Raw genomic sequence first — 25130 nt, 5'->3', positions numbered from 1 at the left:
TTCCTACCACCCTAATGTCCGGACCGTTCGTGCTGAGTAGGGACTGAGCGAAGGCGAAGGCCCGTATCGAAGCACCTGCCCCAGGACGGTCCTTCGATACGCCGCTTCGACTTCGCTCAGCGGCTACTCAGGACGAACGGTCTGAATTGCTCCAATCGTGCGGACCAATCCTCACTTCGCCCCATAGCCGTTGTACAGCACCCCGAAATAATCGCCCTTGTTCCACTTCGGGCGTTCGTCGGCATTGGCGAGGTCGAGCGCGATGTCGTGGTTGATCTGGACGAACATCCGCCCCGCCGTCCAGTCGAACGTCTGGTGCATGTCGTCGCCGGGCTGGTGATAGCGATGCTCGAGGAAATCGGCGATCGCCGCGGCACCCGGACCGCCCGGCCCGGTGTCGAGCGACACCGCCGGGATGCCCGCCTTGACGAAGCTGTAGTGATCCGAACGCACGAAGATCGCCTCTTCCGGCTCGGGATCGGGCACCAGCTTCAGCCCCTTGGACGCGGCGACGCGGCCCACCGCCTGCGCCACGGTCGAATGATCCGCGCCGATCGCGACCAGGTCCTGGAAGCGATAGGACAGGATCGGCATGTCGAGGTTCACGTCGCCGACGATCGATCCCCTGGGCACCGTCGGGTTCTGCGCGAAATAATCGCTGCCGATCAGCCCCTTCTCCTCGGCGGTGACGCTGACGAACAACAGGCTGCGGCGTGGGCGCTGCGCATCGGCGGCGAACAGCTTCGCCGCCTCGATCATCGCCGCCGTGCCCGCGGCATTGTCCATCGCGCCGTTGTTGATCCGGTCCGCGTCCTTCGGCAGCGTCGGATCGGTCGAGATGCCGATATGGTCGAGGTGCGCCGACAGCGCGACATACTGGTCGCGCAAGGCGGGATCGCTGCCGGGCAGCTTGCCGACGACGTTGCTGCTGTCGAAGCGGGTGACGGTCGCGCGCTGCTGCGTCGACACGCGCACGCCCGTGGCCCCGCGCGGCGTCGGCCCGCCCGCCGCATCGGCCTTCACCACCGCCGCCCAGTCGATCTTGCTGCCGGTGAACAGCCGGGCCGCGCCGGTCGCGCTGAGCGAAGCGACCGCGGGCGCCGTGGGGGCGACGACATGGGGCATGCCGTCCTTGCCCACCCACGTCATCCGCTTCGAGCGCCAGACATTGGCGAGGTAGCTGAAGGGATAGCGTTTGGTCTGTTCGGCATTCTCGATCGCGATCACGCCGATCGCGCCCTTCGCCGCCGCCGTCGCCCGCTTCGAATCGCCGCTGGCCAGATGCGCGCGGATCTCGCTCGGCAGCGTGGCGGGCGCGCCGTAGAGATAGGCGACGATCTTGCCCTTCACGTCGAGCCCCGCATAATCGTCGATGCCGTGCGCCGGATCGACGACGCCGCGCCCGACGAACACCACCTCGCCGCTGCGCTTCAGGTCGGCGTCGCGGAAGCTGGTCGGGGTGATGTAATCGGTGCCGAAGGTCAGCGCGGGACGGCCCGGCGCGGTCAGCCGCCCCTCGCCGTTCGGCACCGCCGACGCCAGCGGCACCTTCTGGAGATAGGTGCCGTTGTCGCCCGCGGGCAGCAGGCCCGCCGCGCGCATCTGGTCGGCGACATAGGCGGCGGCGCGGTCATATTCCGGCGTGCCGGGTTCGCGCCCCTTCATGTCGTCGGCGGCGAGGAAGGCGACATGCGCGCGCATCGCCGCTTCCTGCGGGGTGAGCGGCGGCGGCGCGGTCTGCGCCGGCGCGGCGGTGGAGATCAGCAGCAGCGCGAGGGGGAGGAGGCGCATGGGGTTTCCTTGTCGTTCTGGTCATCGTCCGGGAGAAGCGCCGGTCCGGCATCGGCCACCAGCGTACCCCCGCGCAGGCGGGGGTCCAGTGCCGAATGCGGGACGCTCCGGCCTGCCGGACCCTGGCCCCCCGCCTGCGCGGGGGTAGGGCACGGGGGATACGCCCGCCTACTTCGCGCCGTAGCCGTTATACAGCGTGCCGAAGAAATCGCCCTTGTTCCACGCCGGGCGCTGCGGTGCGTCGGCGATCTCGCGCGCGATCTGATAGTTCACGTTGATGAACCGCTCGCCCGATTCCCAGTCGATCGGCGGGCCCTGCACCACCTCGTCCGATGGCTTGTGGTAGTTGTTGGCGAAGAACGCATCGACCGCCGCCTTGCCCGGCCCCGACGTGCCCGGCCACAGGAAGACCGAGGGCACCCCCTGCTGCACGAAACGATAGTGATCGGAACGCACGAACAGCGCCATCTCCGGCATCGGATCGGGCGAGAAGCTGGCGCCTGCCTGCGCCGCCGCGCGCTTGACGATGTCGCCCAGCGTCGATCGCGCCGCGCCGAACGCGATCACGTCGGTGAACTTGTAGGTGATGATCGGCATGTCGAGGTTGACGTCTGCGACCATTTTGCCGCCGGGAATGACCTTTCCGACCGTGGGGTAATGCGCGAAATAGTCGGAGCCGACGAGGCCCTTCTCCTCTGCGGTCACCGCAAGGAACAGGATCGAGCGGCGCGGTGCCTTGCCCGCCGCCTTGAACCGCTTGGCCTCCTCGATCAGCGAGGCGATGCCGACCGCATTGTCCATCGCGCCGTTGTAGATGGTGTCGCCCTTCGCATTGGGCGCGCCGACGCCGACGTGATCGAGATGCGCGGAAAGCACGACCGTCTCCGGCGCGACCGCCGGATCGCTGCCGGGCAGCAGCCCCGCGACATTGTAGCTCGGCAGCGGGGTCGTGGTCGTCCTGATCTTCACTGCCAGCCGGGGCTTGAGCGTGACCCCGCGGAACTTCCCCTTGCCGTCCAGCGCGGCGGCGGCCTTGGCCCAGGTCGTGCCCGATCCGGCGAACAGCTTTTCCGCGCCCGTCGCCGACAGGGTGGCGAGCGTCGGCACGCCGTCGCCCATGATGTGCCCCTTGCCGTCCGGCGCGGCCCAGGTGACGCTGGTCGGCTGCGCGGTCGCGACGGTCTTGCTCATCGGCGCACGCGCCGACACCTCGGGCGTCTGGAGCGCGATGATGCCGATCGCGCCCTTGGCCTTCGCCACCGCCGCCTTGGTGGCATAGCCGCCGAAATGCGCCGCTTCCTCGCTGTCGAGGCCGTCCGGCGCGCCGCGCACCACCGCCACTATCTTGCCGCGCACGTCGAGCCCGGCGTAATCGTCCCGCGCAGGCGACGACACGCCGTAGCCGACATAGACCACCGGCGCGTCGAGCGCGGTTTCGGGGGCCGCGGGATTGACGCCGGGCAGATAGTCCTGCCCGAAGGTCAGCGCCTGTCCGGCGAGGCTCACCGCGCCCGTATCGGCCGGGCCGACCTTGATGAGCGGCACCCGCTGGAGATAGCTGCCGTCGTCGCCCGCCGGGCGCAGCCCCGCGGCATAGAATTGCGACGCGACATATTGCGCGGCGATGTCGAATTCGGGCGAACCTGCGTCGCGCCCGCGCATCGCGTCGCTCGCCAGGAACATGACATGCGCCTTCATCGCCGCCTGCGCGGGCGGCAGGACGGCGTTGATCTCGGCATTGGCCGCCTGCACCTGTGCAGGGGTCGGGGCGGGAACAGGCACGGGCGCGGTCTGGGCGACGGCGGCGGTGCCGAGGAAAAGGCCGAGCGACAAGGCTGGACGGAACATTGGAATCCTTAGACAAGCGATCATAGATAGAGGCGTATCGCCTGTCGTGCCGGTGCGCAACGCATCGGCCGCAGACCCATGACTGGAAGTAGCAATGCCGATGCTCGACGCGACGCATGACATCATCGCCCCGCCGGTCGTCCGGCGCCGCGATTATCGCCCGCCCGCATGGGAGGTGCCGCAGGTCGCGCTCGATTTCGACCTCGACCCGCGCCGCACCCGCGTCCGCGCCAAGCTCGACGTCGAGCGCCGCGGCGAGGGTCCGCTGCGGCTCGACGGCGAGGGGCTGACCCCGCTGTCGGTCACGGTCGACGGGCAATCCAGCGATGCATGGTCGATGGACGGCGACACGCTGGTCATCGACCTGCCCGGCGACGCGCATCAGGTCGCGACCGAGGTCGTGATCGAGCCGCAGGCCAATACCCAGTTGATGGGCCTCTATGCCTCCGGCGGGAACCTGTGCACCCAGTGCGAGGCGGAGGGGTTCCGCCGCATCACCTTCTTCCCCGACCGGCCCGACGTGCTGGCGCGCTACCGCGTGCGGATGACCGCCGACAAGGCGCGCTTCCCGGTGCTGCTGTCGAACGGCGATCCGGTGGCGTCGGGCGATCTGGACGACGGGCGGCACTGGGCGGAATGGGACGATCCGTTCCCCAAGCCCTCCTATCTCTTCGCGCTGGTCGCGGGCGATCTGGTCGCCAACGAATCCTCGTTCGTCACCGCATCGGGCCGCGAGGTGCAGCTCGGCATCTGGGTCCGCGCCGCCGATCTCGCCAAGACCGACCATGCGATGCATGCGCTGAAAACGTCGATGGCGTGGGACGAGCGGGTCTATGGCCGCGAATACGACCTCGACGTGTTCAACATCGTCGCGGTCGATGATTTCAACTTCGGCGCGATGGAGAACAAGGGGCTCAACATCTTCAACAGCCGCTACATCCTGGCGGACCCCGATACCGCGACCGATTACGACTATGACGGCATCGCCGCCGTCGTGGCTCATGAATATTTCCACAACTGGTCGGGCAACCGCGTCACCTGCCGCGACTGGTTCCAGCTGTCGCTGAAGGAAGGCTTCACCGTCTATCGCGATCAGGGCTTCTCGGCGGACCAGGGATCGGCGGCGGTCAAGCGGATCGAGGATGTGCGCAGCTTGCGCGCATCGCAGTTCCCCGAGGACGCAGGGCCGCTGGCCCATTCGATCCGTCCCGATTCCTATCAGGAGATCAGCAACTTCTACACCGCGACCATCTATAACAAGGGGGCGGAGGTCGTCCGCATGATCGCGACGATCCTCGGGCCGAAAGCGTTCCGCGCGGGCACCGACCTGTATTTCCAGCGGCACGACGGCACCGCCGCCACCTGCGAGGATTTCGTGGTGGCGATGGAGGATGCCTCCGGCGTCGATCTGTCGCGCTTCCGCCGCTGGTACGAACAGGCGGGCACGCCGCGCGTCTCGGCGACGCTGGCCCATGCGGCGGGCGGCGGACGCGCCACGCTGACGCTGCGGCAGGTCGTGCCGCCGACGCCGGGGCAGGACGTGAAGCAGCCGATGGTCCTGCCGCTCCGGGTCAAGCTGTTCGGCGCGGAGACGGGCGCGCCGGTCAGCGAGGAGCATCTGGTGCTGCTGGCGGAGGACGAGGCGCGCGTCACCTTCGAGGCGGTGACCGAGCGCCCGGTACTGTCGATCAACCGCGGCTTCTCCGCGCCGGTGATCGTCGAGACCGACCGCACCTCCGCCGACCTCGCTTTCCTGAGCGCGCACGACGACGATCCCTTCGCCCGCTACGAGGCGATGCAGCAGCTGATGCTCGACACGCTGGTCGCGGCGGTCGCGAGCGGCCACGGCGACCATGACGCGGTGGTGCAGGCGGTGGCGAACACGCTGGCCGACGACCGGCTCGACCGCGCGTTCGTGGCCGAGGCGGTGCTGCTCCCCTCCGACAGCTTCGTCGGCGACCAGATGGGGATCGTCGATCCGGAAGCGATCTTCGCCGCGCGCGAGGCGCTGCGTGCCGATATCGGGCAGGCGCTGATCGCGGAATGGCGCGCCGCCTATGCCGCGACCGCCGCGACGGACGGGTTCGAATATACCCCCGATGCCAAGGGCAAGCGGCGCCTGCGCACCGTGGCGCTGGGCTATATCGCCGCATCGGGCGCGGCGGACGCCGCCGACATCGCCTTCGACCAGTTCGAGCGCGCGGACAACATGACCGACCGGCAGGGCGCGCTGATGACGCTGGTCAATTCGGACGCCGATGCGCGCATCGCCGCGCTCGACATCTTCTACAACCGCTATCGCGACAATCCGCTGGTGCTCGACAAATGGTTCACGACGCAGGCGCTGTCGACGCGCGACGATGCCTATGAACAGGTCGTCGACCTCGCCGGGCACCGCGACTTCACGCTGACCAACCCCAATCGCGCCCGCGCGCTGGTGGGGGCGTTCGCGATGAACCAGCGGGCGTTCCACCGGATCGACGGCGCGGGCTATCGCTTCCTCGCCGACCAGCTGATCGCGCTCGACCGGATCAACCCGCAGACCGCCGCCAAGATGCTGCCGCCGCTGGCGCGCTGGCGCCGGTTCGATGCGCAGCGCGCCGGGCTGATGCGGGCGCAGCTGGAGCGCATCCTGTCGGTGCCGGGCCTGTCGAAGGACATGCTGGAACAGGTCGGCAAGTCACTGTCCTGATCTCCTCCCCGGCACGGGGAGGATCTATTTCGCGAACCACTCGGGGTAGCGCTGCGCCTTCTCCGCGACCAACCCCTCGTAATAGCGCATCAGGTCGACCGCATGGTCGCGATCGGTGCGTACCCGCGCCGCCGCCGCATCCGCCGCCGCCTTCACCGTGGGATAGTCGCGCGCGAACATCCGCGCGATCGCGTCCGCCGCCGACCGGGGATCGCGCGCGGCATAGGTTTCGGCGAAGTCCGGCTCGGCGATCTCGGCACAGCCGCCCTCGTCGGGCACGATCAGCGGCAGGCCCGACGCCAGCCCTTCCAGCGCGACCAGCCCGAACGGCTCGGCATCCGATCCGTGGATCAGCGCGTCGCAGCTGGCCATGATGCGCGCGAGCCGCACCCGGTCGTAGACCGGGCGGAACAGCTTGATATGCGGGCTGTCCTTCAACCGGTGTTCGAGGCGATGGGTATGCACCCCGCTGCCGATCTGGATCATGCCGACGGGCAGATGCTCGCCCGCCATCTCGACCGCGTCGAAGATCATCGGCCAGCGCTTCTCGGCATGATGCCGCCCCAGCCCCAGCAGCAGATGCCCCTCGGGCGGCAGCCCCAGCTGTTCGAGCAGCGAGGCGCGCAACGCCTCGTCGCGATGCTCGGGCGAGAAGAAGCCGCGCTGGATGCCGAGCGGCATCGACGCATGCACCGTCAGCCCGCGCGCGGCATGGCGCTTTTCCAGCGCCGGGCCGTTGGTGACGAACGCATCCATCCTGGCGAGGTAGCGCGCCATGTAGCGCGTCCACCACATGAACGCCTCCTCGATCCGCTCGCGGCTGGCCAGCCCCTCGAACCAGCGCAGCGGATAGGCGCCGACATTGTCGTTGTGCGCGAAATAGACCTTCACCGCATGGCCGCCCCAGTCGGCGACGATGGTCGCGGGCCGCCACGGACTCGACGCCTCGACCACATCGGGATGGAGTTCGTCGAGCAGCGCATGGATCGCCCCGCCGCGCACGAAGATGCCGTAATTGGGATCGAGCACCAGCGTCGGCGCCTTCACCCAGTGGATGCGCCCGCCGCCGGGGCGTTCCTCGACCGAATTGGCCTTGGCGGGGGCGATCACGATCAGCTCATGGCCCAGTTCGGCCATGATCGTCATCTTGTGATCGATATAGGTGCGAACCCCGCCGCCGGTGGGCGAATAGAATTCGTTGACGTCGACGACGCGCATCCGGAGTGCGATTCGATCAGTCGAGCGGGCCGAAGCCGCCGAAGCCCCGCAGATACTGCGCGCGCACGCTGACCGTGGTGACGCCCGCGCCCACGTTGACGATCGCCTGCGCCAGCTTGGGCCGGGCACGCCCGATCCGGTCGGTCCCGACGAAGCCCGCGCCGTCGCGCATGAAGTTGAACTTGTTGCGGCCGTCGCGGTCGTGCGTGAACAGCAGCGCATAGCGCCCCGCCGCGGGTGCCTTGATGCACAGCTGCACCGCGCCGCTGGCGGGCATCGGCGCCCACACCCGGCGGAAGAACTTGCCCTCGGCCTTCAGGTCGCGGTCGTCCTTCAGGAAATCCGCTTCGTTCGCCGGATACAGCTCCAGCTTCAGCCGCCCGGTGCGGTCCTTCAGCCCGGTGACGTTGACGCGGATCGCCGGACCCTGCCCGCCGTTGCACGCGGCGGCATCGCTGCCGATCGACTGGGCGGCGGCGGGAAGCGCGGCGGACAGCGCCGCCGCCCCCGCCAGCATCAGGGGCAATCGCATCATTCTTTCCTCGTGAGCGCGGGAAGCCCGAATGCCGCCATCAGCACCGCATGGGTGGCGAGGGTGAGCGTCGCGACGAACGCGACGAGGTCGGACAGGGCTTCGCCATGTCCGATAAAGATAATCGCGAAGTTGGCGAAAAGAAGGTCTTTGTTCGGCAACAGCGGCAGGCGCGCCACCACCAGCCGCCCGGCGGCGAGGAACAGCCACCATTTGATCGACACCCACGGCATCGCGAAATAGCTGGCGACGCCGAACGCCAGTGAACCGAACACCAGCCGCGCGCTGTGCACCCCGAAGATCCACGACAGCGTGCGCGCGGGCAGCGAGAACACCCGGCGCGAGAACAGCAGCAGCAGCGCGGAAATGCCGATCGCGACGCCCGCCGACCAGGCGAGCATCCGCAGCTGCGCGGGCGTGAACAGCTCGAACGCGAAGGGCAGCGCGACCAGCAGCATCGCGACCGTCACGATGTTGCCCGCGATGCCCGACAGGATCGTGACATCCTTCACCGCGCCGAACGGCGCCGTCACCATCTTCAGCCGCGCGCGCGCCCAGGCATAGAAGAACACGTCGCCCGAATAGCCGATGACGACGTCGTTCGCGATCCGCTTGCGCACCAGCGCGCCGAACCCGTCGAACGGCAGCCGCCACAGCCGCCGGAAGATGACGAAATCGAACAGCGGCGGCGAGAGATAGGCCAGCGCGAAGAACAGGTAGAACCACGGCGAATCGGGCGCGGCCAGCTCCACCCCGGCCCAGCCATGGTCGAACAATTCCCATGCGAGGCCGAGGATCATCAGCCCCGACAGCAGCGCGCCGAGCATGCGCGGCCAGCGCCGCCGGATACGCTCCAGCGGCACCAGCCCGGCGAGGTCGGGCGCTTCCCTAGGCGTCGTCGGGGGGACGTCGATCGGCATCAGGCCACGGGAGCCACGGCATCGGGATGCGCGGCGGCGAACGCGGGCAGCGCCGCCGCCCGCGCGTCGATCGCGGCGAGGCGGGGCCAGCGCGCCATGTCCAGTGCGAAGCGCCGCGCGTTATAGCATTGCGGCACGAGGCAGCAGTCGACGACGTTCGGCGGATCGCCGCCGAACAGCCCGGCGTCCGGCGCCGTCGCCTCCAGCGCGTCGAAACCCTCCGCGATCCAGTGGCGATACCAGTCGGCCTTGGCATCCGCATCCGCGCCGAACTGCGCCTCCAGCCGCCGGAGCACGCGCAGGTTGTCGATCGGGTGGATGTCGGCGACGATCACCAGCGCCTGCGCCATCGCCCGCGCGCGGTCCAGCGGGTCGGCGGGGAACAGCGACGGTTCGGGATGCGCCGCATCGAGCCAGTCGAGGATCGCCAGCGACTGCGTCAGCACCGTGCCGCCGCCGATATCGAGCGCGGGCACCAGCCCCTGGCGGTTGCGCGCCAGATGCTCGGGCGCGCGCTGCTCGTCCTCGAGCAGCGACACGTCGACGCGGGTACAGGCAACGCCCTTCAGGTTCAGCGCGATGCGGACCCGGTATCCCGCCGACGACCGGAAATAGTCGTACAGCGTATAGCCGCTCACCGCGCCGGCCCCTCGGCCGGGACCAGCGAGGTACCCGCGCGGCCCGAGCGGAACGACGAGAACCACGTCGCCGGGTTCAGCCCCGTCGTGCCGTCGAGCGAGAAGGTGATGAACTCGGCGCGCCCGCCGATATTCTCCCACGGCACCGGCCCGCCCAGCCCCCGCTCGGCCTCCGAAAAGCGGCTGTCGGCGCTGTTGTCGCGGTTGTCGCCCATCAGGAACACATGGTCGGCGGGAATCGTGATCGCCGGGAAATTGTCGCCCTGCGAATAGCGATAGTCGATCGTGTCATACTGCCGCCCGTTCGGCAGCGTCTCGCGGTACATCGGCAGGCGGCAGAACACGCCCTTGGCGGTACGGGTCAGCGCACCGGGATATTGATCGGCGTCGCAGCGGGTGTTGGCGTCGACCGGGATCATCGCATCGCCCATCGCCTTGCGCGGGATCGCGATGTCGTTGATGTAGACGACGCCGCCCGCCACCTCCAGACGGTCCCCCGGCAGGCCGATGACGCGCTTGATAAGGTCGGTGTTGCTGCCCGGCGGCTTGACGATCACCACGTCGCCGCGTTCCGGCAGCGATCCCCAGATGCGGCCATGCCATGCGGGCAGCTGGACGCTCCACGTCTCCTGCGGTTCGTGCAGCACCAGGTCGCGGAACATCGCCACCGGATTGGGGATCGTCGGCGAGACGTAGGACCAGCCGTACGCGAACTTGCTGACGACCAGCCGGTCGCCGACGCGCAGCCCCGGCAGCATCGATTCGGAGGGGATGTAGAACGGCTTGGCGATGAAGCTGTGGAAGCCCAGCACCACCAGCAGCAGCCAGAACAGCCCGCGCAGCTCACCCTTCCAGTCCAGCGTCCTGCGGCGCGGCCGGGCGGCGGGGGGCGGCACGGGAGCGGGGCGGTCGCCTCCGCCCGCCAGCGCCAGTGGATCGGCCATCGAACGTCCTTCTACTCGGGGATGGCTTCGATGATGACGAACGCCTGGGCCCAGGGATGGTCGTCGGTCATCGTAAGGTGGACGCGCCCGACGTGGCCCCCGGGGATCGTCGCGTCAAGTCGTGCTTTGGCACCGCCGGTCAGCGCCAACGTCGGTGCGCCCGACGCCGCATTGACCACGCCGATATCGCGCATGAACACGCCCTGCGCAAAGCCGGTGCCGACCGCCTTGGAAAACGCCTCCTTCGCGGCGAAGCGCTTGGCGAGCGTACCCGCGCGGGTGAAGGGCCGCCGCGCCGCCTTTGCCTGCTCGACCTCGGTGAAGACGCGCTGCACGAAACGGTCGCCGAACCGGTCGAGCGACGCCTGGATGCGCTCGATGTTGCACAGGTCGGACCCGAGACCGATTATCACGCCCGGATCCTCCCCGGCACGGGGAGGGGGACCGCCGCGAAGCGGTGGTGGAGGGGGTTCACCTGCTCCACGACGGTTGCGTTGGAGGCACCCCCCCTCCACCATGCTGCGCATGGTCCCCCTCCCCGTGCCGGGGAGGATCGAACGGCCATCACCGTGCGTCCTCCATCAACCCCTTCATCCGCCGCACCACCGGGCCCAGCCCGTCGAACACCGCCTCGCCGATCAGGAAATGGCCGATGTTCAGCTCGCGCAGCTGCGGGATGGCGGCGACGGGCACGACATTGTCGAACGTCAGGCCATGCCCGGCATGTACCTCGACCCCGTTCTTCGCGGCCAGTGCCGCGGCATCGGCGATGCGGCGCAGTTCGGCGACCTGTGCCTCGCCCGCCAGTTCGGCATAGCGCCCGGTATGGAGTTCGACGACCGGCGCGCCCAGCGCAACGGCGGCGGCGATCTGTTCAGCGGCGGGTTCGATGAACAGCGACACGCGGATGCCCGCCATGCCCAGTTCGCGCACCATGGGGGCAAGGGTATTGTGCTGCCCGGCGGCATCCAGCCCGCCCTCGGTCGTGCGCTCCTCGCGCTTCTCGGGCACGATGCAGGCGGCATGCGGGCGGTGGCGCAGCGCGATGCCCAGCATCTCGTCGGTCGCGGCCATCTCGAGGTTGAGCGGCACGGTCAGTTCCGCCGACAGCCGGGCGATGTCGTCGTCGGTGATGTGACGGCGATCCTCGCGCAGGTGCGCGGTGATGCCGTCCGCGCCATGCCCGGCTGCCAGCAATGCGGCGCGCACCGGATCGGGATAGCCGCTGCCGCGCGCGTTGCGCACGGTCGCGACGTGATCGATGTTGACGCCCAGCCGCAGCGCGCCGCTCATGCCGCCCGGCTCCCCGGCTTCACCGCCGGGATCGCCGCCAGTTCGGGCGGCAGCGCATCGGGGGCATAGCTCGGCACGTCGAGCCGGATCAGCGGGAAGAACGGCACGCCGAGATCCGCCGCCCCGTTCGAGCGATCGACCAGCGACGCGGCGGCGACCACCTCGCCGCCCGCCGCGCGGATCGCCGCGATCGCCTCGCGGCTGGACAGGCCGGTCGTCACCACATCCTCCATCATCAGCACCCGCGTGCCCGGATCGATGCGGAACCCGCGGCGCAGCTCGAAGGTGCCGGTGGGCCGCTCGAGGAACATCGCGGGCGTGCCCAGCGAGCGCCCCATCTCATGCCCCACGATCACCCCGCCCATCGCAGGTGCGATCACCACCTCGATCGAATCGCGCAGGTCGGCGGGCAGGCGGCGGACCAGCTCGTCGGTCAGCCGCGCCGCACGGCGCGGGTCCATCAGCACGCGCGCGCATTGCAGGTAGCGCGAGGATCGCAGACCCGACGACAGGATGAAATGCCCCTCCAGCAGCGCTTCCGCCTGCCGGAACTCGTCGAGGATCGCGTCGTCGTTCATGGGGTCCGTCCCGCCCGTTGCCGTCGCGCGCCGCATTAGTCCCGTATCGGGCACGTCCGCAACCTTCGCTTGAGGCCGGGCGACATGCCGCGTATAGCCCGGTAGGTTAGGGATTCCAAACGCCCGCCGCACGCGACCATGCCGTTTCAGAAGCGTGCCGCGTGCCACACAACGGGGTGACACGACACGATGCGAAGCTTTGGGACGAGGATGTTTTTGATCGCGGCGGCAGCGGCGCTGTCGGGTGCTGCCTATGCGCAGGCTCCCGCGGCGGTGACGCCGGGCAGCGGCGTGACCGCGACCGCGCCACAGGCGGGCGCGCCGCCGCCGGGATCGGCGGAGGCGAAACCGACCGGACAGGCGGTGCCGGCCGCTACCGCCGCCGCGCCGATCCCGCCTGCGGTACAGGACCCGACGCTGAACGCCGACGGATCGCCGCGCATGGTCGCGACGCCGGGCATCGGCCAGCCGGTCGACGGCGCCGCCGATCTCCAGAAGCAGTTCACCCCGACCGGGCGTGAGGCCAAGGCGTTCCACAACCGCGTCCTGATGCCGGTCATCATCGCCATCTCGCTGCTGGTGCTGCTGCTGCTGGTCTATGTCGCCTTCCGCTTCCGCGAGAAGGCGAACCCGGTTCCGTCCAGGACGTCGCACAACACGACGATCGAGATCATCTGGACCGCCGCCCCGGTGCTGATCCTCGCGCTGATCGCGGTGCCCTCGATCGGGCTGCTCGCCCGCCAGTTCAAGCCCGCGCCCGACAATGCGGTCACGCTGAAGGCGATCGGCAACCAGTGGTTCTGGTCCTACGAATATCCCGATTACGGCGGCGTGTCGGTCACGGCCAACATGCTGAAGGAAAGGAACGAGGTCGGACCCGGCCAGCGGTTCCGCACCGATGCCGACGGGCCGCGCCTGCTCGCGGTCGACAATCGCATCGTGCTGCCGGTCGGCGTGCCGATCCGCCTCATCACCACCGCCAGCGACGTGATCCACAGCTGGGCGATCCCCGCCTTCTGGGTGAAGCTCGACGCGGTGCCCGGTCGCCTGAACGAGACGAGCTTCACCATCGAGAAGCCCGGCCTGTATTTCGGCCAGTGCAGCGAGCTGTGCGGCGCGCGTCACGCCTATATGCCGATCGCGGTAGAGGCGGTGCCGGTCGCACAGTTCAACCAGTGGATCCGCGCCAAGGGCGGCACGCTGCCCGGCGCGGCGGAGGCTGCCGCCCCCAGCAACGCGGTGATCCCGCAGCCGGGTGCCGACGTGGCCGACGAAACGTCGAACGCCGGCAATGCGGCGGACGTGCCGGTCGTCAACGCGACCGAAGCCGCCTCTCCCTCCACCCAGCGCGCCACCGGCAACGGCGGCGGCGTCGGCAACGTGGACCAGTAAGATGACCGATACCGCCCTGTCCCCCGACCATGCGTTCGACGCGCACGGCCATCACGACGCGCACCATCATGACGCGGACCACAAGCCGGGGTTCTTCGCCCGCTGGTTCATGTCGACCAACCACAAGGACATCGGCACGCTCTACCTGATCTTCGCGATCATGGCGGGGATCATCGGCGGCGCGATCTCGGGGCTGATGCGCCTCGAACTGGCCGAACCGGGCATCCAGTGGCTGCCGTGGCTGTCGGGCCATGACGGCGACCAGGCACTGCACTTCTGGAACGTGCTCATCACCGCGCACGGCCTCATCATGGTGTTCTTCATGGTGATGCCCGCGATGATCGGCGGCTTCGGCAACTGGTTCGTGCCGATCATGATCGGTGCGCCCGACATGGCGTTCCCGCGGATGAACAACATCAGCTTCTGGCTGCTGATCCCCGCCTTCGCGCTGCTGCTGGGCAGCACCATGTTCGGCGGCGGCGCGGGCACCGGCTGGACCGTGTATGCGCCGCTGTCGACCTATGGCGAGCCGGGGCCGAGCGTGGACATGGCGATCCTGTCGCTCCACCTCGCGGGTGCATCGTCGATCCTCGGCGCGATCAACTTCATCACCACCATCTTCAACATGCGCGCACCGGGCATGACGCTGCACAAGATGCCGCTGTTCGTGTGGTCGGTGCTGGTCACCGCCTTCCTGCTGCTGCTGTCGCTGCCGGTGCTGGCGGCGGCGATCACCATGCTGCTGACCGACCGCAAGTTCGAGACGACCTTCTTCGATCCGGCGGGCGGCGGCGATCCGATCCTGTACCAGCATCTCTTCTGGTTCTTCGGCCACCCCGAAGTGTACATCATGATCCTGCCGGGCTTCGGCATCATCAGCCACATCATCGCGACGTTCAGCAAGAAGCCGGTGTTCGGCTATCTCGGCATGGCCTATGCGATGGTCGCGATCGGCGCGGTCGGCTTCGTCGTGTGGGCGCACCACATGTTCACGACGGGCCTGAGCGTGAACACCAAGATGTACTTCACCGCCGCCACCATGATCATCGCCGTGCCGACCGGCATCAAGATCTTCTCGTGGATCGCGACCATGTGGGGCGGATCACTGCGCTTCCCCACGCCGATGCTGTGGGCGATCGGGTTCATCTTCATGTTCACCGTCGGCGGCGTGACCGGCGTGGTGCTGGCCAACGGCGGCGTCGACGACGTGCTGCACGACACCTATTACGTCGTCGCCCACTTCCACTACGTGCTGTCGCTTGGTGCGGTGTTCGCGCTGTTCGCGGGCTTCTACTACTGGTTCCCCAAAATGTCGGGGAAGATGTACAACGAGCTGCTCGGCCAGCTGCACTTCTGGGTATTCTTCATCGGCGTGAACGTCATGTTCTTCCCGATGCACCTGCTGGGGTGGCAGGGAATGCCGCGGCGCTACCCCGACTATCCCGACGCCTTCGCCTATTACAACCACATCGCCTCGCTCGGCTATGTCATCATGGGTGTCGGCATGGTGTTCTTCTTCGTCAACCTCGTCGTCTCGCTGATGGCGGGTCGCAAGGCGGCGGGGAATCCGTGGGGCGAAGGGGCGACGACGCTGGAGTGGACGCTGTCCTCCCCGCCGCCGTTCCACCAGTTCGAGACGCTGCCCAAGGTCGACTGACCGTCGAGTCGATCGCCGGAACAGGACGCCCCGGACCCGCAAGGTCCGGGGCGTTTGCGTCTGGCTGCTCCCCTCCCTAGAAGGGAGGGGAGGATGTCGGCCCTGTTCGTTCGCGCTTGCCATTGCGCGCCGGAACCCCCATTTGCGTAACAGAAATGATCGACCGGCCGTGCAACCCGCGCGCCCGGTCGTTCGTGCTTTCCTTTTTACGGGACAGCGCGTACAGGAACCCGCCCGGAAAGCCGGTGCGCCATATTCATACGAGGTATCTGTTTGGCGAAGGAAGAACTTCTCGAAATGCGCGGCCAGGTGGTCGAGCTGCTGCCCAATGCGATGTTCCGCGTCCGGCTCGAGAACGATCACGAGATCCTGGGGCATACCGCGGGCAAGATGCGCAAGAACCGCATCCGCGTGCTGGTCGGCGACGAAGTGCTCGTCGAACTGACCCCCTATGACCTCACCAAGGGTCGCATCACCTACCGCTTCAAGTAAGCGACGTCCCATGGCCCCGGCCATGCGCCTGATCCTCGCGTCCACCTCGCCCCGCCGCCGCGACCTGCTGGCGCGGATCGGCGCGGTGCCCGACCGGGTCGAGGCTCCCGACATCGACGAATCGCCGCTGCCGGGCGAGTTGCCGCGCCCCTATGCGCTGCGGCTGGCCGAGGCGAAGGCGCGCGCGATCGGCCCCTCCGAAGGTGCCGTGGTGCTGGCGGGCGATACCACCATCGCGGTCGGCCGCCGCATCCTGCCCCCCGCCACCAGCGAGGACGTGCAGCGCCAGCTGCTCGGGCTGCTGTCGGGGCGGCGGCACCACTGCCTGTCGGCGGTGTGCGTGCTGATGCCCGACGGGCAGGCGCGCATCCGCGTGGCCGACACGATCGTCGCGTTCAAGCGACTGGAGCCGCGCGAGATCGACGCCTATGTCGCCTGCGGCGAAGGGCTGGGCAAGGCGGGCGGCTATGCGATCCAGGGCCGGGCGGAGGCGTTCGTCCGCTTCCTGTCGGGCAGCCATTCCGGCGTGATCGGCCTGCCGCTGTTCGATACCCGCGCGCTGCTGGAAACGGCGGGCGTGCCGCTTGGCTGACGGCTGGCTGGTCGAACGGGGCATCGGCGAAATCCGCGCCGCGCGGATCGTCGACGGCGCCATCGTCGAGGCCCGGATCGAACCCGACGATGCGTTGCGCGCGGGCACCGTCCTGCCCGCCCGCCTCGTCCGCCGCATCGTCGCCCGCAACGAAGGCATCGCCGCATGGGACGGGGGCGAGGCGCTGCTCCACCCCCTGCCGCGCGGCGTGACCGAAGGGGCGACGCTGCTGATCGAGATCACCCGCCCCGCCCTGTCCGAACCCGGCAAGCCGAAACGCGCCCGCGCCCGTCCCGCCGCACCCGATGCGGTACCCGGCGATGGCCCGACCCTCGCCGACCTGCCCGGCGCGACGCTGCTTGGGTCCTTCGACCGCGACCGGCTGGGCGAGGCGGGCTGGAACGAGTTGATCGAGGAAGCGGCGACCGGGCAGGTCGCCTTCCCCGGCGGTGCGCTGACCATCTCGCCCACCCCGGCGATGACCCTGATCGACATCGACGGCGAGCTTGCCCTCGCCGACCTCGCGCTTGCGGGCGCGCGGGCGGCGGCGCGGGCGATCGCGCGGCTCGACCTCGCCGGATCGATCGGCATCGACCTGCCGACCGTGGGCGACAAGGGCGTCCGCGGCGCGGCGGCGGCGGCGATCGACGCGCATCTGCCGCAACCCTTCGAGCGCACCGCGGTCAACGGCTTCGGCTTTCTCCAGATCGTGCGGCGGCGCACCCGCGCCTCGCTCGTCGAACTGTTCGCGGAAAGCCCGGCGCATGCCCGCGCGCTGCTGCGTCAGGCGGAGCGGACACCGGGCAGCGGCGAACGGACGCTGAGCGCGCATCCGGCGATCCTCGCCGTCCTTGCCGCCCGGCCCGACTGGTGCACGGCGGTCGAGCGACGGCTCGGCGCGCCGCTCGCCTTGCGGGCCGACCCCCGGCTCGCCATATCCGGCGGGCATGTCCAGGCCCGCTTCCCGTAACCAGTGTCCGCTGTGCGACGCCCCCGCCGTCGCCGCCTATCGCCCCTTCTGCAGCCGGGGATGTCGCGACCGCGACATGCTCCACTGGCTGGGCGAGGGCTATCGCATCGCCGGACCGGCAGCGTCTTCGGACGAAAAAGGCGAAACCGGGCTGGACAGCCACGATTCGCGCGGCTAACAGGCGCGCTCTCCCGGCCACGCCGGGCGTGCCCAGGTAGCTCAGTTGGTAGAGCATGCGACTGAAAATCGCAGTGTCGGCGGTTCGATCCCGTCCCTGGGCACCATTTCCTACAATTCGCCCAGCCGCTTCGCGACTACCGGGGCCAGCCGCGTCACGATGCGGTCCACGCCTTGTGCGTTGGGATGCACCCCGTCGGGCAGCATCAGCTGGCGGTTGCCGATCACGCCCGCGAGGATGAACGGATCGAGCACCGCGTCGTACCGCTTCGCCAAGTCGGGCCAGATGCGGTTGAACTGCGCGGCATAGTCCGGGCCGAGGTTGGGCGGCACCATCATGCCGGTCAGCACCACCGGAATGTCGCGGCGCTGCAATTCGTCGAGCATCGCGACGAAATTGGCCCGCGTCTCCGCCGGCGGAATCTGGCGCAGCAGGTCGTTGCCGCCCAGCCCCAGCAGCACGAGGTCGGGCTTGCGCTCCAGCCGGTCGAGCGTGAAGGCCAGCCGCCTGCGCCCCGCCGCGCTGGTATCGCCCGAAATCCCGGCGTTGACGACGCGCGCATCGATCCCGTCGGCGCGCAGGGCGTCCTGCAGATCGTCGGGCAGGCTGTCGCCGCGCGCGAGGCCGTATCCGGCGTACAGGCTGTCCCCGAACGCCAGCACCAGCCGTTCCGGCCCGGCGACCGCCGCCTGCGAGGCGACCGGCGTCGGCGGCGCGACCGCCGCGACATTGACCGGCGCGACGTCGTTGCCCTCCGACAAATCGGGGCCGCCGCAGCCGCCCAGCAGCATCGCGCCTTGGAGAATGGCGATCGCACCCGCATATGGGCGCGGTCCTTGTTGCGTCACCGGCGATACACTCCATGCAAAGCTTCCCCGACGATATGGTTATCGACGCGCGCGGTGTCACCCTGACGCTGGGCCAGGGCGAGGGGGCGACGCGGATTCTCCACGGCATCGACCTTGCCGTCGCAGCGGGGACCAGCGTCGCGCTGCTCGGCGCGTCGGGATCGGGCAAGTCGTCGCTGATGGCGGTGCTCTCCGGCCTCGAACGCGCGAGCGGGGGGACGGTGCGGATCGCGGGCGCGGACTTCGGCGCGATGGGCGAGGACGATCTGGCGCGCGCTCGGCGCGGGCGGATCGGCATCGTGCTCCAGGCGTTCCACCTGCTGCCCACCATGACCGCGCTGGAGAATGTCGCGGTGCCGATGGAACTGGCAGGGGCGCGCGACGCCTTCGCGCTGGCCGAGGCCGAACTGCACGCGGTCGGTCTCGGCCACCGCCTCCGCCATTATCCGGCGCAACTGTCGGGCGGCGAGCAGCAGCGCGTCGCGATCGCCCGCGCGCTGGCGGGTCGCCCCGCGCTGGTGTTCGCCGACGAACCGACCGGCAATCTCGACCGCGCGACCGGCCAGGCGATCATGGGCCTGCTGTTCGATCGGCGCGCGGCGACCCACGCGACGCTGCTGGTCATCACCCACGACCCGGCGCTGGCCGAACGCTGCGACCGCGTGGTCGAGCTGGCCGACGGGCGCATCCTGCGCGATTCAGGCCGATGAGCGACTGGCGGCTCGCCTGGACCTTCGCCCGGCGCGAACTCGATGCGCGCTTCCGCGGGTTCCGGCTGCTGCTCGTCTGCCTGATCCTCGGCGTCGGCGCGCTGGCGGCGATCGGCAGCCTGACGCGGTCGATCACCCATGAACTGGCGGCGCGGGGGCAGAGCCTGCTCGGCGGCGACCTCGAACTCTCGGTATCGCAGCGCCGCGCCGACGTGGCCGAGCGCCGCTCGATGGCGCGGATCGGGCGGGTATCGGAAACGCTGCGGATGCAGTCGATGGCGGCGAACCCCACCGGCGACACCGCGCCGATCGAGCTGAAGGCGGTGGACGGTGCCTATCCGCTCTACGGCACGCTGACCTTGCGGAACGGCCCGGCGCGCGCGCTGCGCCCCGACGAGACCTATGTCGGCCCGGCGCTGCTCGAACGGTTCAAGCTGCGCGTCGGCGGCACGGTGCGCTACGGCAGTGCCCGTTTCACCATCGCCGGGGTGATCGCCGACGAACCCGATCGCCTCAGCGAGGGCTTTACGCTGGGCGCGGTGGCGCTGGTCTCGCTGGACGGCTTGCAGCGCACCGGCCTCATCGCGCCGGGCAGCCTGTACGAGAGCAAATACCGCATCGCCAGCCGCTATGACCCGGCGCAGGCGGCAGAGGCGTTCACCACCCGCTATCCGGGACAAGGCTGGGACACGCGCACCCGCGACCGCGCCTCGCCCGGCGCCGAGCGGTTCCTGACCCGGATGGGCGAGTTCCTCGTGCTGGTCGGGCTGACCGCGCTGGTGATCGCCGGGATCGGGGTGGGCAACGGCGTCGCCTCCTATCTCGCCACCCGGCGCGGCAGCATCGCGACATTGAAGATACTGGGGGCAACTTCGGGGCTGATCGCGCGCGTCTATCTGCTCCAGATCGCGGCGGTATCGGCGGTCGGCATCGCGATCGGGCTGGGGATCGGCATCGCCGCCGTGCCGCTGATCGTGGCGCTGGCCGGAGACGTGCTGCCGGTCGCGCCCGCCTTTGCGATCGAATGGCTGCCGCTGGGGCAGGCGGCGGCGTATGGCCTGCTGATCGCGCTCGCCTTTGCCGCGCCGCCGCTGCTGGCGGCAGGCGCGGTGCCCGCCGCCGGGCTGCTGCGCGGGACGCTCGACCCGCGGCGTGCGCCGCGGTGGCAGGCGGCGGCATGGATGGGCGCGGCGTTCGCCGGGATCGTCGCGCTGGTGCTGGCGACCAGCGAGCGGCCATGGTTCGGCGCGGGCTTCCTCGCCGCCGCCGCCGCGCTGCTGCTGGTGCTGGCCGGGCTGGGACAGGCGATCCGGCTGGGTGCCGCGCGCCTGCCCAGCCCCCGGCGGCCGTTGTGGCGCCTCGCGGTGGCGGCGCTGCACCGCCCCGGCGCGCGGACCGGGGCGCTGGTGGTGGCGCTGGGGCTGGGCCTGACGCTGTTCGTGCTGCTGGCGGCGATCCGCACCAGCCTCGACGCCAATATCGCGAAGACCGTGCCCGCACGCGCGCCTGCGCTGTTCGCGCTCGACGTACCGCCCGAGCGCGAGGGGGCGTTCCGCGACACCATCGCCAACATCCAGCCGGGCGCGGCGGTCCAGACCGTACCGCTGATGCGCGGCACGATCACCGCATACGGCACCACCCGCGTCGCCGATCTCAAGACGATTCCGGAGGGCGCATGGGCGCTGCGCGGTGAGCGGGGGCTGACCTTCGCCGCCCTGCCCCCGCCGGGCAGCGAGATCGTGCGCGGCAGATGGTGGCCCGCGGGTTATGCGGGGCCGCCGCTGGTGTCGATCGACGAGCGGATGGCGCAGGCGCTGAACCTGAAACTGGGCGATCCGCTGACGATCAGCGTCGCGGGGCAGGAACGCAGCGCGCGCATCGCCTCGTTCCGCAAGATCGCGTGGGATACGATGGGGTTCAACTTCGTGATGGTGTTCAGCCCGAACGCGCTGTCCGACGTGCCGCACAACCTTGCGGCGACGGTGACGATGCCGCCGGGGCGCGAACGCGCGGTCACGCGCGCGCTGGCGGGGGGCTTCCCCTCGACCTCGGTGGTCGAGGTGCGCGAGGTGATCGGGCAGGTGCAGACGATCGTCTCGCAGATGGCGACCGCGATCGCGGCGGCAGCGGGGATCGCGATCCTCGCGGGCATCGCGGTGCTGGTCGGCGCGATCACCGCCGCGCGCGAGACGCGGACCTATGACAGCGTGATCCTGAAGACGCTGGGCGCGACGCGCGGGCAGATACTGGCCACGCAGGCGCTGGAATATGCGGTGCTCGCGGCGATCCTCTCGGGCCTTGCCGCCGCGATCGGGCTGGGCGCGGGCTGGTATGTGGTGGTGGAGCTGTTCGGCTTCGACTGGCTGCCGGATTACGGCGCGGTCGCGGCGACGCTGGCGATCGGCGCGGGGGTCACGGTGGGCATCGGCCTGCTCGGCGCGCTGCCGATATTGAGCGCAAGGCCGGCGCGGGCCCTCAGGGAGCTATAAGCGCCTCCCCGCTCGCGGGGAGGGGGACCGCCGCGAAGCGGTGGTGGAGGGGGGTGCCCGAAAACGCTGCCGTTGCGTTCGTGGATACCCCCCTCCACCAGCCTGCGGCTGGTCCCCCTCCCCGTGCCGGGGAGGATCGGCTGGGTTACGCCGTGGCGCGCGGAGCACCGCCGCGACCGCGACCGCCGCGACCGCGACCGCCGCCGCCCGGACGCTGACCACCGCCCGCCGCGGGACGACCGGCACCGCCCTCGCGCTGGGGCTGGCCGCCGCCCTGCCCGTCACGCCGCGGCTGGCCGCCGCGTGCCGGGTTGCCGACCGAACCGCTGCGTGCCGAGCCATGCGCGGGCTTGGCACCGTGCGCATGGGTCGCACGCGGCCGCGCCGGACCGCGCTCGCTGGGCAGCCGCTCGGGGCGGTCGGGGGCATAGGGCGCGCGGCTCGCCTTGATCTGCGCGCTCTGCTGCAGGAAGTCCTCAGGCAGCGGCACGACCTCGACCTTCTGCCTGGTCAGCTTCTCGATGCCCTTGAGATAGGGCCGCTCGTCGTCCGCGCAGAAGCTGAACGCGACACCCGAGGCGCCGGCACGCGCGGTGCGGCCGATGCGGTGGACATACTGCTCCGAGACGTTCGGCAGCTCGAAGTTCACCACATGGCTGACCCCCGACACGTCGATGCCGCGCGCGGCGATGTCGGTCGCCACCAGGATCGGCACGGTGCCGTCGCGGAACGCGGCCAGCGCCTTCTCGCGCTGCGGCTGCGACTTGTTGCCGTGGATCGCGTTCGACGCGATGCCGTTCGCCGCCAGCAGCTTCACGACGCGATCCGCGCCATGCTTGGTGCGGGTGAACACGATCGAGCGGTCGATCTTGGTATTGCGGAAGAACAGCGTCAGCAGCGCCTGCTTCTCCGCCTGCTGGACGAAGGTGACGTATTGCTCGACGCGCTCGGCGGTCGAGGCGACCGGCGTCACCTGCACGGTCGCCGGATCGGTGAGATACTTGTCGGCCAGATCGCGGATGTCCTTGGGCATCGTCGCCGAGAAGAACAGCGTCTGGCGCGACTTCGGCACCATCGCCACGATGCGGCGCAGCGCGTGGATGAAGCCGAGGTCGAGCATCTGGTCCGCCTCGTCCAGCACGAGGATTTCCAGCTCGCCGAGGCCGAGGCACTTCTGGTCGATCAGGTCGAGCAGCCGGCCCGGCGTCGCGACGAGGATGTCGACGCCCGACGCCACGTCGCGGATGTTGCGCGCCACCGGCACGCCGCCGAACACGGTGGCGACGGTCAGCTTGCTGTGCTTGGCATAGGCGCGGGCGTTGTCGGCGATCTGGCTGACCAGTTCGCGCGTCGGGGCCAGCACCAGCATCCGGCAGCGCATCGGGCGGCGACGGACGTTGGCCTTGACCAGCAGGTCGATCGACGGGAGCACGAAGGCGGCGGTCTTGCCGGTGCCGGTCTGCGCGATGCCGAGCAGGTCGCGCCCTTCGAGCACCAGCGGGATCGCGTCGCGCTGGATCGGGGTGGGGGTTTCGTAATTCTTGGCGGCGAGCGCGTCGAGGATCGACTTCGACAGGCCGAGCGACTGGAAGGACATGTGCGTTCCTATAAAACAGGTCCGGCAACCGCATGCCGCAACGACGGGCACACGGGTGGCGGGGCAAAAAATTGCGACCCGCGTGACTAGGGAAGCCGGTTGGAGCCGCGACGCGGAGCCGAGACCCAAGGGGTCCGATCACGCTGCCTGAAAAAGCGTCGCTGCACTGCGGCAGATAGGCGGAACGGACGCCCGCGTCAACCGCGACCGCTTCACCTGCATCATGCAAACGGTCGATGGCGATGGGTAGGTTGCCACCCTACATCGGGTAGCTGATGCACAGCGGCCTGCCCGACCCCCGACTCGACAGCCTGCCGCGGCGGCACCTCCGGCTGCTGGGCGACGCGGCCGACCGGCTGCTGGCGGCCGACGACCCGGCGACGATGGTGCGCGACCTGTTCGCGCTGATCGCCGACGAACTGCGGCTCGACCTCTTCATCAACTACCGGCTCGACGGCGACGAACTGCGGCTCGACGCGCACGGCGGGCTGGACGCGGCGCAGGCGGCGGCGCTCGACCGGCTGGCGCTGGGGCAGGCGGTGTGCGGCCGCGTCGCGCGCGACGGTCATCCGATCGAGGCGTTTTCGATCCAGGCGTCGGACGCGGAGATGACCGACACGGTGCGCGGGCTCGGCGTCGATGCCTATGCCTGCACCCCGCTGATCCATGGATCGACGCTGATGGGCACCTTGAGCTTCGGGCGACGCTGGACCGACCGGTTCGACGCCGACGAACTCGCGCTGCTGCGCACGCTGTGCCACTATGTCGCGCTCGCCAAATATCGCCTGCGCGTCGAGGCGGAGCTGCGCGAGGGGATCGCGACGCGCGAGCGGCTGCTGGGCGAACTCAACCACCGGGTGCGCAATGCGCTCCAGACCGCGGTGGCGGTGGTGCGGCTCGGCATGGCCGACAGCGCGGATGCGGGCGTGCGCGATGCGCTGGCGCTCGCCGCCGGGCGGCTGGAGGTGCTCGCCGCCGCGCATCGCCCGCTCTATGCCACCGCGACGCCGACGCGGATCGATCTCGCCGCGCTGCTGGGATCGCTGGTCGATCAGGACGGATCGCCATGGACGGGCGACACGCCGCCGCCCGCGCTGCCGGTCGAGCAGGCCGCCGCCGCCGCGATGCTGGTGCAGGCGCTGCTGCCCGCCGACGCCGATGCGACGCTGACCATCGGTCAGGCGGGAACCCGGCTCGACCTGCGGTTGCAGGCACCGGGCCTGGGCGCGGCGCAGCCCGCGATCGACGACAGCCGCCTGGTGCGCGCGCTGCTGCGGCAACTGCGCGCCGAACTCGCGCGCGACGGGGCGGACGCGCTGGCCGTGACGCTGGCGGCACATGGCTGAACCGCTGCGCATCCTGGTGGTCGAGGACGAGGCGCTGGTCGCGATGCTGATTGAGGACGCGCTGCTGCTCCACGATCACAGCGTCGTCGGTATCGTCGATACGCAGGCGGAAGCGCTGGCGCTGGCAACACGCGAGCGGCCCGACATGGCGCTGTGCGACGTGCGGCTGGCGACGGGCGACTGCGGCCGGGCGGTGGCGGTGGCGTTGGCGGAGATGGGCGTGCCCTGCCTGTTCCTCAGCGGCAACTGCCCCGACCGCGCCGACCATCCCCGCATCCTCGGCTGCATCGCCAAGCCGTTCCCGACCGCGGGCCTCGGCCATGCGGTGGCCGCCGCCCATGCCCACGCACAGGGGCGGCAACCCGAACGGGTGCCGCCGGAACTGCACTTCTACGCCTGAAGCGG

The 25130-nt window shown here is 69.9% G+C and carries 23 protein-coding genes and 1 tRNA gene; 12 read left to right on the top strand and 12 right to left on the bottom strand.

What is annotated here, in order from left to right:
* Window positions 1-171: 171 nt before the first annotated feature.
* Window positions 172-1791 carry a M28 family metallopeptidase gene (locus tag ABLE43_RS06035; RefSeq protein WP_348977574.1) on the bottom strand — a complete coding sequence of 540 codons (1620 nt, stop codon included), beginning with the start codon at window positions 1789-1791 and terminating at the stop codon, window positions 172-174.
* Between the two features lie 168 nt (window positions 1792-1959).
* Window positions 1960-3639 carry a M20/M25/M40 family metallo-hydrolase gene (locus ABLE43_RS06030; protein ID WP_348977573.1) on the bottom strand — a complete coding sequence of 560 codons (1680 nt, stop codon included), beginning with the start codon at window positions 3637-3639 and terminating at the stop codon, window positions 1960-1962.
* A 100-nt stretch (window positions 3640-3739) separates the two neighbouring features.
* On the opposite strand from ABLE43_RS06030, the gene pepN reads away from it, so the two are divergent.
* Window positions 3740-6331, top strand: a complete 2592-nt coding sequence (pepN, locus tag ABLE43_RS06025; protein ID WP_348977698.1) for an aminopeptidase N — start codon at window positions 3740-3742, stop codon at window positions 6329-6331.
* Between the two features lie 24 nt (window positions 6332-6355).
* On the opposite strand, the gene ABLE43_RS06020 is transcribed toward pepN, so the two are convergent.
* The 8 genes from ABLE43_RS06020 to pyrE form a co-directional block, all read right to left on the bottom strand.
* On the bottom strand, window positions 6356-7549 hold the full coding sequence (locus tag ABLE43_RS06020; protein ID WP_348977572.1) for a glycosyltransferase: 1194 nt from the start codon (window positions 7547-7549) through the stop codon (window positions 6356-6358).
* Between the two features lie 16 nt (window positions 7550-7565).
* Complete coding sequence (locus ABLE43_RS06015) at window positions 7566-8084, bottom strand: DUF2141 domain-containing protein (RefSeq protein ID WP_348977571.1); 519 nt, start codon at window positions 8082-8084, stop codon at window positions 7566-7568.
* Window positions 8081-9001, bottom strand: coding sequence for a hypothetical protein (locus ABLE43_RS06010; protein WP_348977570.1), 921 nt, complete (start codon window positions 8999-9001; stop codon window positions 8081-8083). Before ABLE43_RS06010 ends, ABLE43_RS06015 begins: the two co-directional genes overlap by 4 nt.
* Window positions 9001-9639 carry a maleylacetoacetate isomerase gene (gene maiA, locus ABLE43_RS06005; RefSeq protein WP_348977569.1) on the bottom strand — a complete coding sequence of 213 codons (639 nt, stop codon included), beginning with the start codon at window positions 9637-9639 and terminating at the stop codon, window positions 9001-9003. Before maiA ends, ABLE43_RS06010 begins: the two co-directional genes overlap by 1 nt.
* Entirely contained in the window at window positions 9636-10583 is a 948-nt protein-coding gene (lepB, locus tag ABLE43_RS06000) for a signal peptidase I (RefSeq protein ID WP_348977568.1), read from the bottom strand. The genes maiA and lepB overlap by 4 nt, the downstream gene beginning before the upstream one ends.
* 11 nt (window positions 10584-10594) lie before the next feature.
* Window positions 10595-10996 carry a holo-ACP synthase gene (acpS, locus tag ABLE43_RS05995; RefSeq protein WP_348977567.1) on the bottom strand — a complete coding sequence of 134 codons (402 nt, stop codon included), beginning with the start codon at window positions 10994-10996 and terminating at the stop codon, window positions 10595-10597.
* A 151-nt stretch (window positions 10997-11147) separates the two neighbouring features.
* Window positions 11148-11876, bottom strand: a complete 729-nt coding sequence (locus tag ABLE43_RS05990) for a pyridoxine 5'-phosphate synthase (RefSeq protein WP_348977566.1) — start codon at window positions 11874-11876, stop codon at window positions 11148-11150.
* A complete protein-coding gene (pyrE, locus tag ABLE43_RS05985) occupies window positions 11873-12454 on the bottom strand; it encodes an orotate phosphoribosyltransferase (protein WP_348977565.1) in 582 nt (193 codons plus the stop codon). The genes ABLE43_RS05990 and pyrE overlap by 4 nt, the downstream gene beginning before the upstream one ends.
* A 210-nt stretch (window positions 12455-12664) precedes the next feature.
* On the opposite strand from pyrE, the gene coxB reads away from it, so the two are divergent.
* From coxB to ABLE43_RS05950, 7 genes are all read left to right on the top strand, one after another.
* Window positions 12665-13846 (top strand): cytochrome c oxidase subunit II, encoded by a 1182-nt coding sequence (coxB, locus tag ABLE43_RS05980; RefSeq protein WP_348977564.1) that lies wholly within the window; start codon window positions 12665-12667, stop codon window positions 13844-13846.
* Window position 13847: 1 nt separating this feature from the next.
* Window positions 13848-15503: a cytochrome c oxidase subunit I gene (gene ctaD / locus ABLE43_RS05975; protein ID WP_348977563.1), complete on the top strand. Its 1656-nt coding sequence runs from the start codon at window positions 13848-13850 to the stop codon at window positions 15501-15503.
* Between the two features lie 273 nt (window positions 15504-15776).
* Window positions 15777-15995 carry a translation initiation factor IF-1 gene (infA, locus tag ABLE43_RS05970; protein ID WP_003049127.1) on the top strand — a complete coding sequence of 73 codons (219 nt, stop codon included), beginning with the start codon at window positions 15777-15779 and terminating at the stop codon, window positions 15993-15995.
* A 22-nt stretch (window positions 15996-16017) separates the two neighbouring features.
* A complete protein-coding gene (locus ABLE43_RS05965) occupies window positions 16018-16587 on the top strand; it encodes a Maf family protein (protein WP_348977697.1) in 570 nt (189 codons plus the stop codon).
* Entirely contained in the window at window positions 16580-17557 is a 978-nt protein-coding gene (locus tag ABLE43_RS05960) for an Rne/Rng family ribonuclease (RefSeq protein ID WP_348977562.1), read from the top strand. The genes ABLE43_RS05965 and ABLE43_RS05960 overlap by 8 nt, the downstream gene beginning before the upstream one ends.
* The gene (locus ABLE43_RS05955) at window positions 17535-17735 is read left to right on the top strand and encodes a DNA gyrase inhibitor YacG (protein ID WP_348977561.1); all 201 of its coding nucleotides are present in this window, start codon (window positions 17535-17537) and stop codon (window positions 17733-17735) included. Before ABLE43_RS05960 ends, ABLE43_RS05955 begins: the two co-directional genes overlap by 23 nt.
* 30 nt (window positions 17736-17765) lie before the next feature.
* Window positions 17766-17841 (top strand) — tRNA-Phe (locus tag ABLE43_RS05950).
* Window positions 17842-17845: 4 nt separating this feature from the next.
* On the opposite strand, the gene ABLE43_RS05945 is transcribed toward ABLE43_RS05950, so the two are convergent.
* On the bottom strand, window positions 17846-18526 hold the full coding sequence (locus ABLE43_RS05945; RefSeq protein WP_425475235.1) for an arylesterase: 681 nt from the start codon (window positions 18524-18526) through the stop codon (window positions 17846-17848).
* 71 nt (window positions 18527-18597) lie between these two features.
* Between ABLE43_RS05945 and ABLE43_RS05940 the strand changes: the two genes are divergently transcribed.
* Window positions 18598-19293, top strand: a complete 696-nt coding sequence (locus ABLE43_RS05940; RefSeq protein ID WP_348977559.1) for an ABC transporter ATP-binding protein — start codon at window positions 18598-18600, stop codon at window positions 19291-19293.
* Window positions 19290-21782, top strand: a complete 2493-nt coding sequence (locus tag ABLE43_RS05935) for an ABC transporter permease (protein ID WP_348977558.1) — start codon at window positions 19290-19292, stop codon at window positions 21780-21782. Before ABLE43_RS05940 ends, ABLE43_RS05935 begins: the two co-directional genes overlap by 4 nt.
* Before the next feature lie 145 nt (window positions 21783-21927).
* Here the strand turns inward: ABLE43_RS05935 and ABLE43_RS05930 are convergent, their stop codons facing one another.
* The gene (locus tag ABLE43_RS05930) at window positions 21928-23379 is read right to left on the bottom strand and encodes a DEAD/DEAH box helicase (protein WP_348977557.1); all 1452 of its coding nucleotides are present in this window, start codon (window positions 23377-23379) and stop codon (window positions 21928-21930) included.
* Between the two features lie 275 nt (window positions 23380-23654).
* Here ABLE43_RS05930 and ABLE43_RS05925 point away from each other — a divergent pair, with 275 nt between their 5' ends.
* Both ABLE43_RS05925 and ABLE43_RS05920 read left to right on the top strand, forming a co-directional pair.
* The gene (locus ABLE43_RS05925) at window positions 23655-24725 is read left to right on the top strand and encodes a GAF domain-containing protein (RefSeq protein WP_348977556.1); all 1071 of its coding nucleotides are present in this window, start codon (window positions 23655-23657) and stop codon (window positions 24723-24725) included.
* Window positions 24718-25125, top strand: a complete 408-nt coding sequence (locus tag ABLE43_RS05920; RefSeq protein WP_348977555.1) for a response regulator — start codon at window positions 24718-24720, stop codon at window positions 25123-25125. Before ABLE43_RS05925 ends, ABLE43_RS05920 begins: the two co-directional genes overlap by 8 nt.
* Window positions 25126-25130: the final 5 nt, after the last annotated feature.

It is taken from the genome of Sphingomonas silueang (assembly GCF_040049155.1).
GTDB classification, from domain to species: domain Bacteria; phylum Pseudomonadota; class Alphaproteobacteria; order Sphingomonadales; family Sphingomonadaceae; genus Sphingomonas; species Sphingomonas silueang.
Note: the sequence above shows the minus strand (reverse complement) of the source record. Positions and strands in the feature narration are given on the sequence as shown.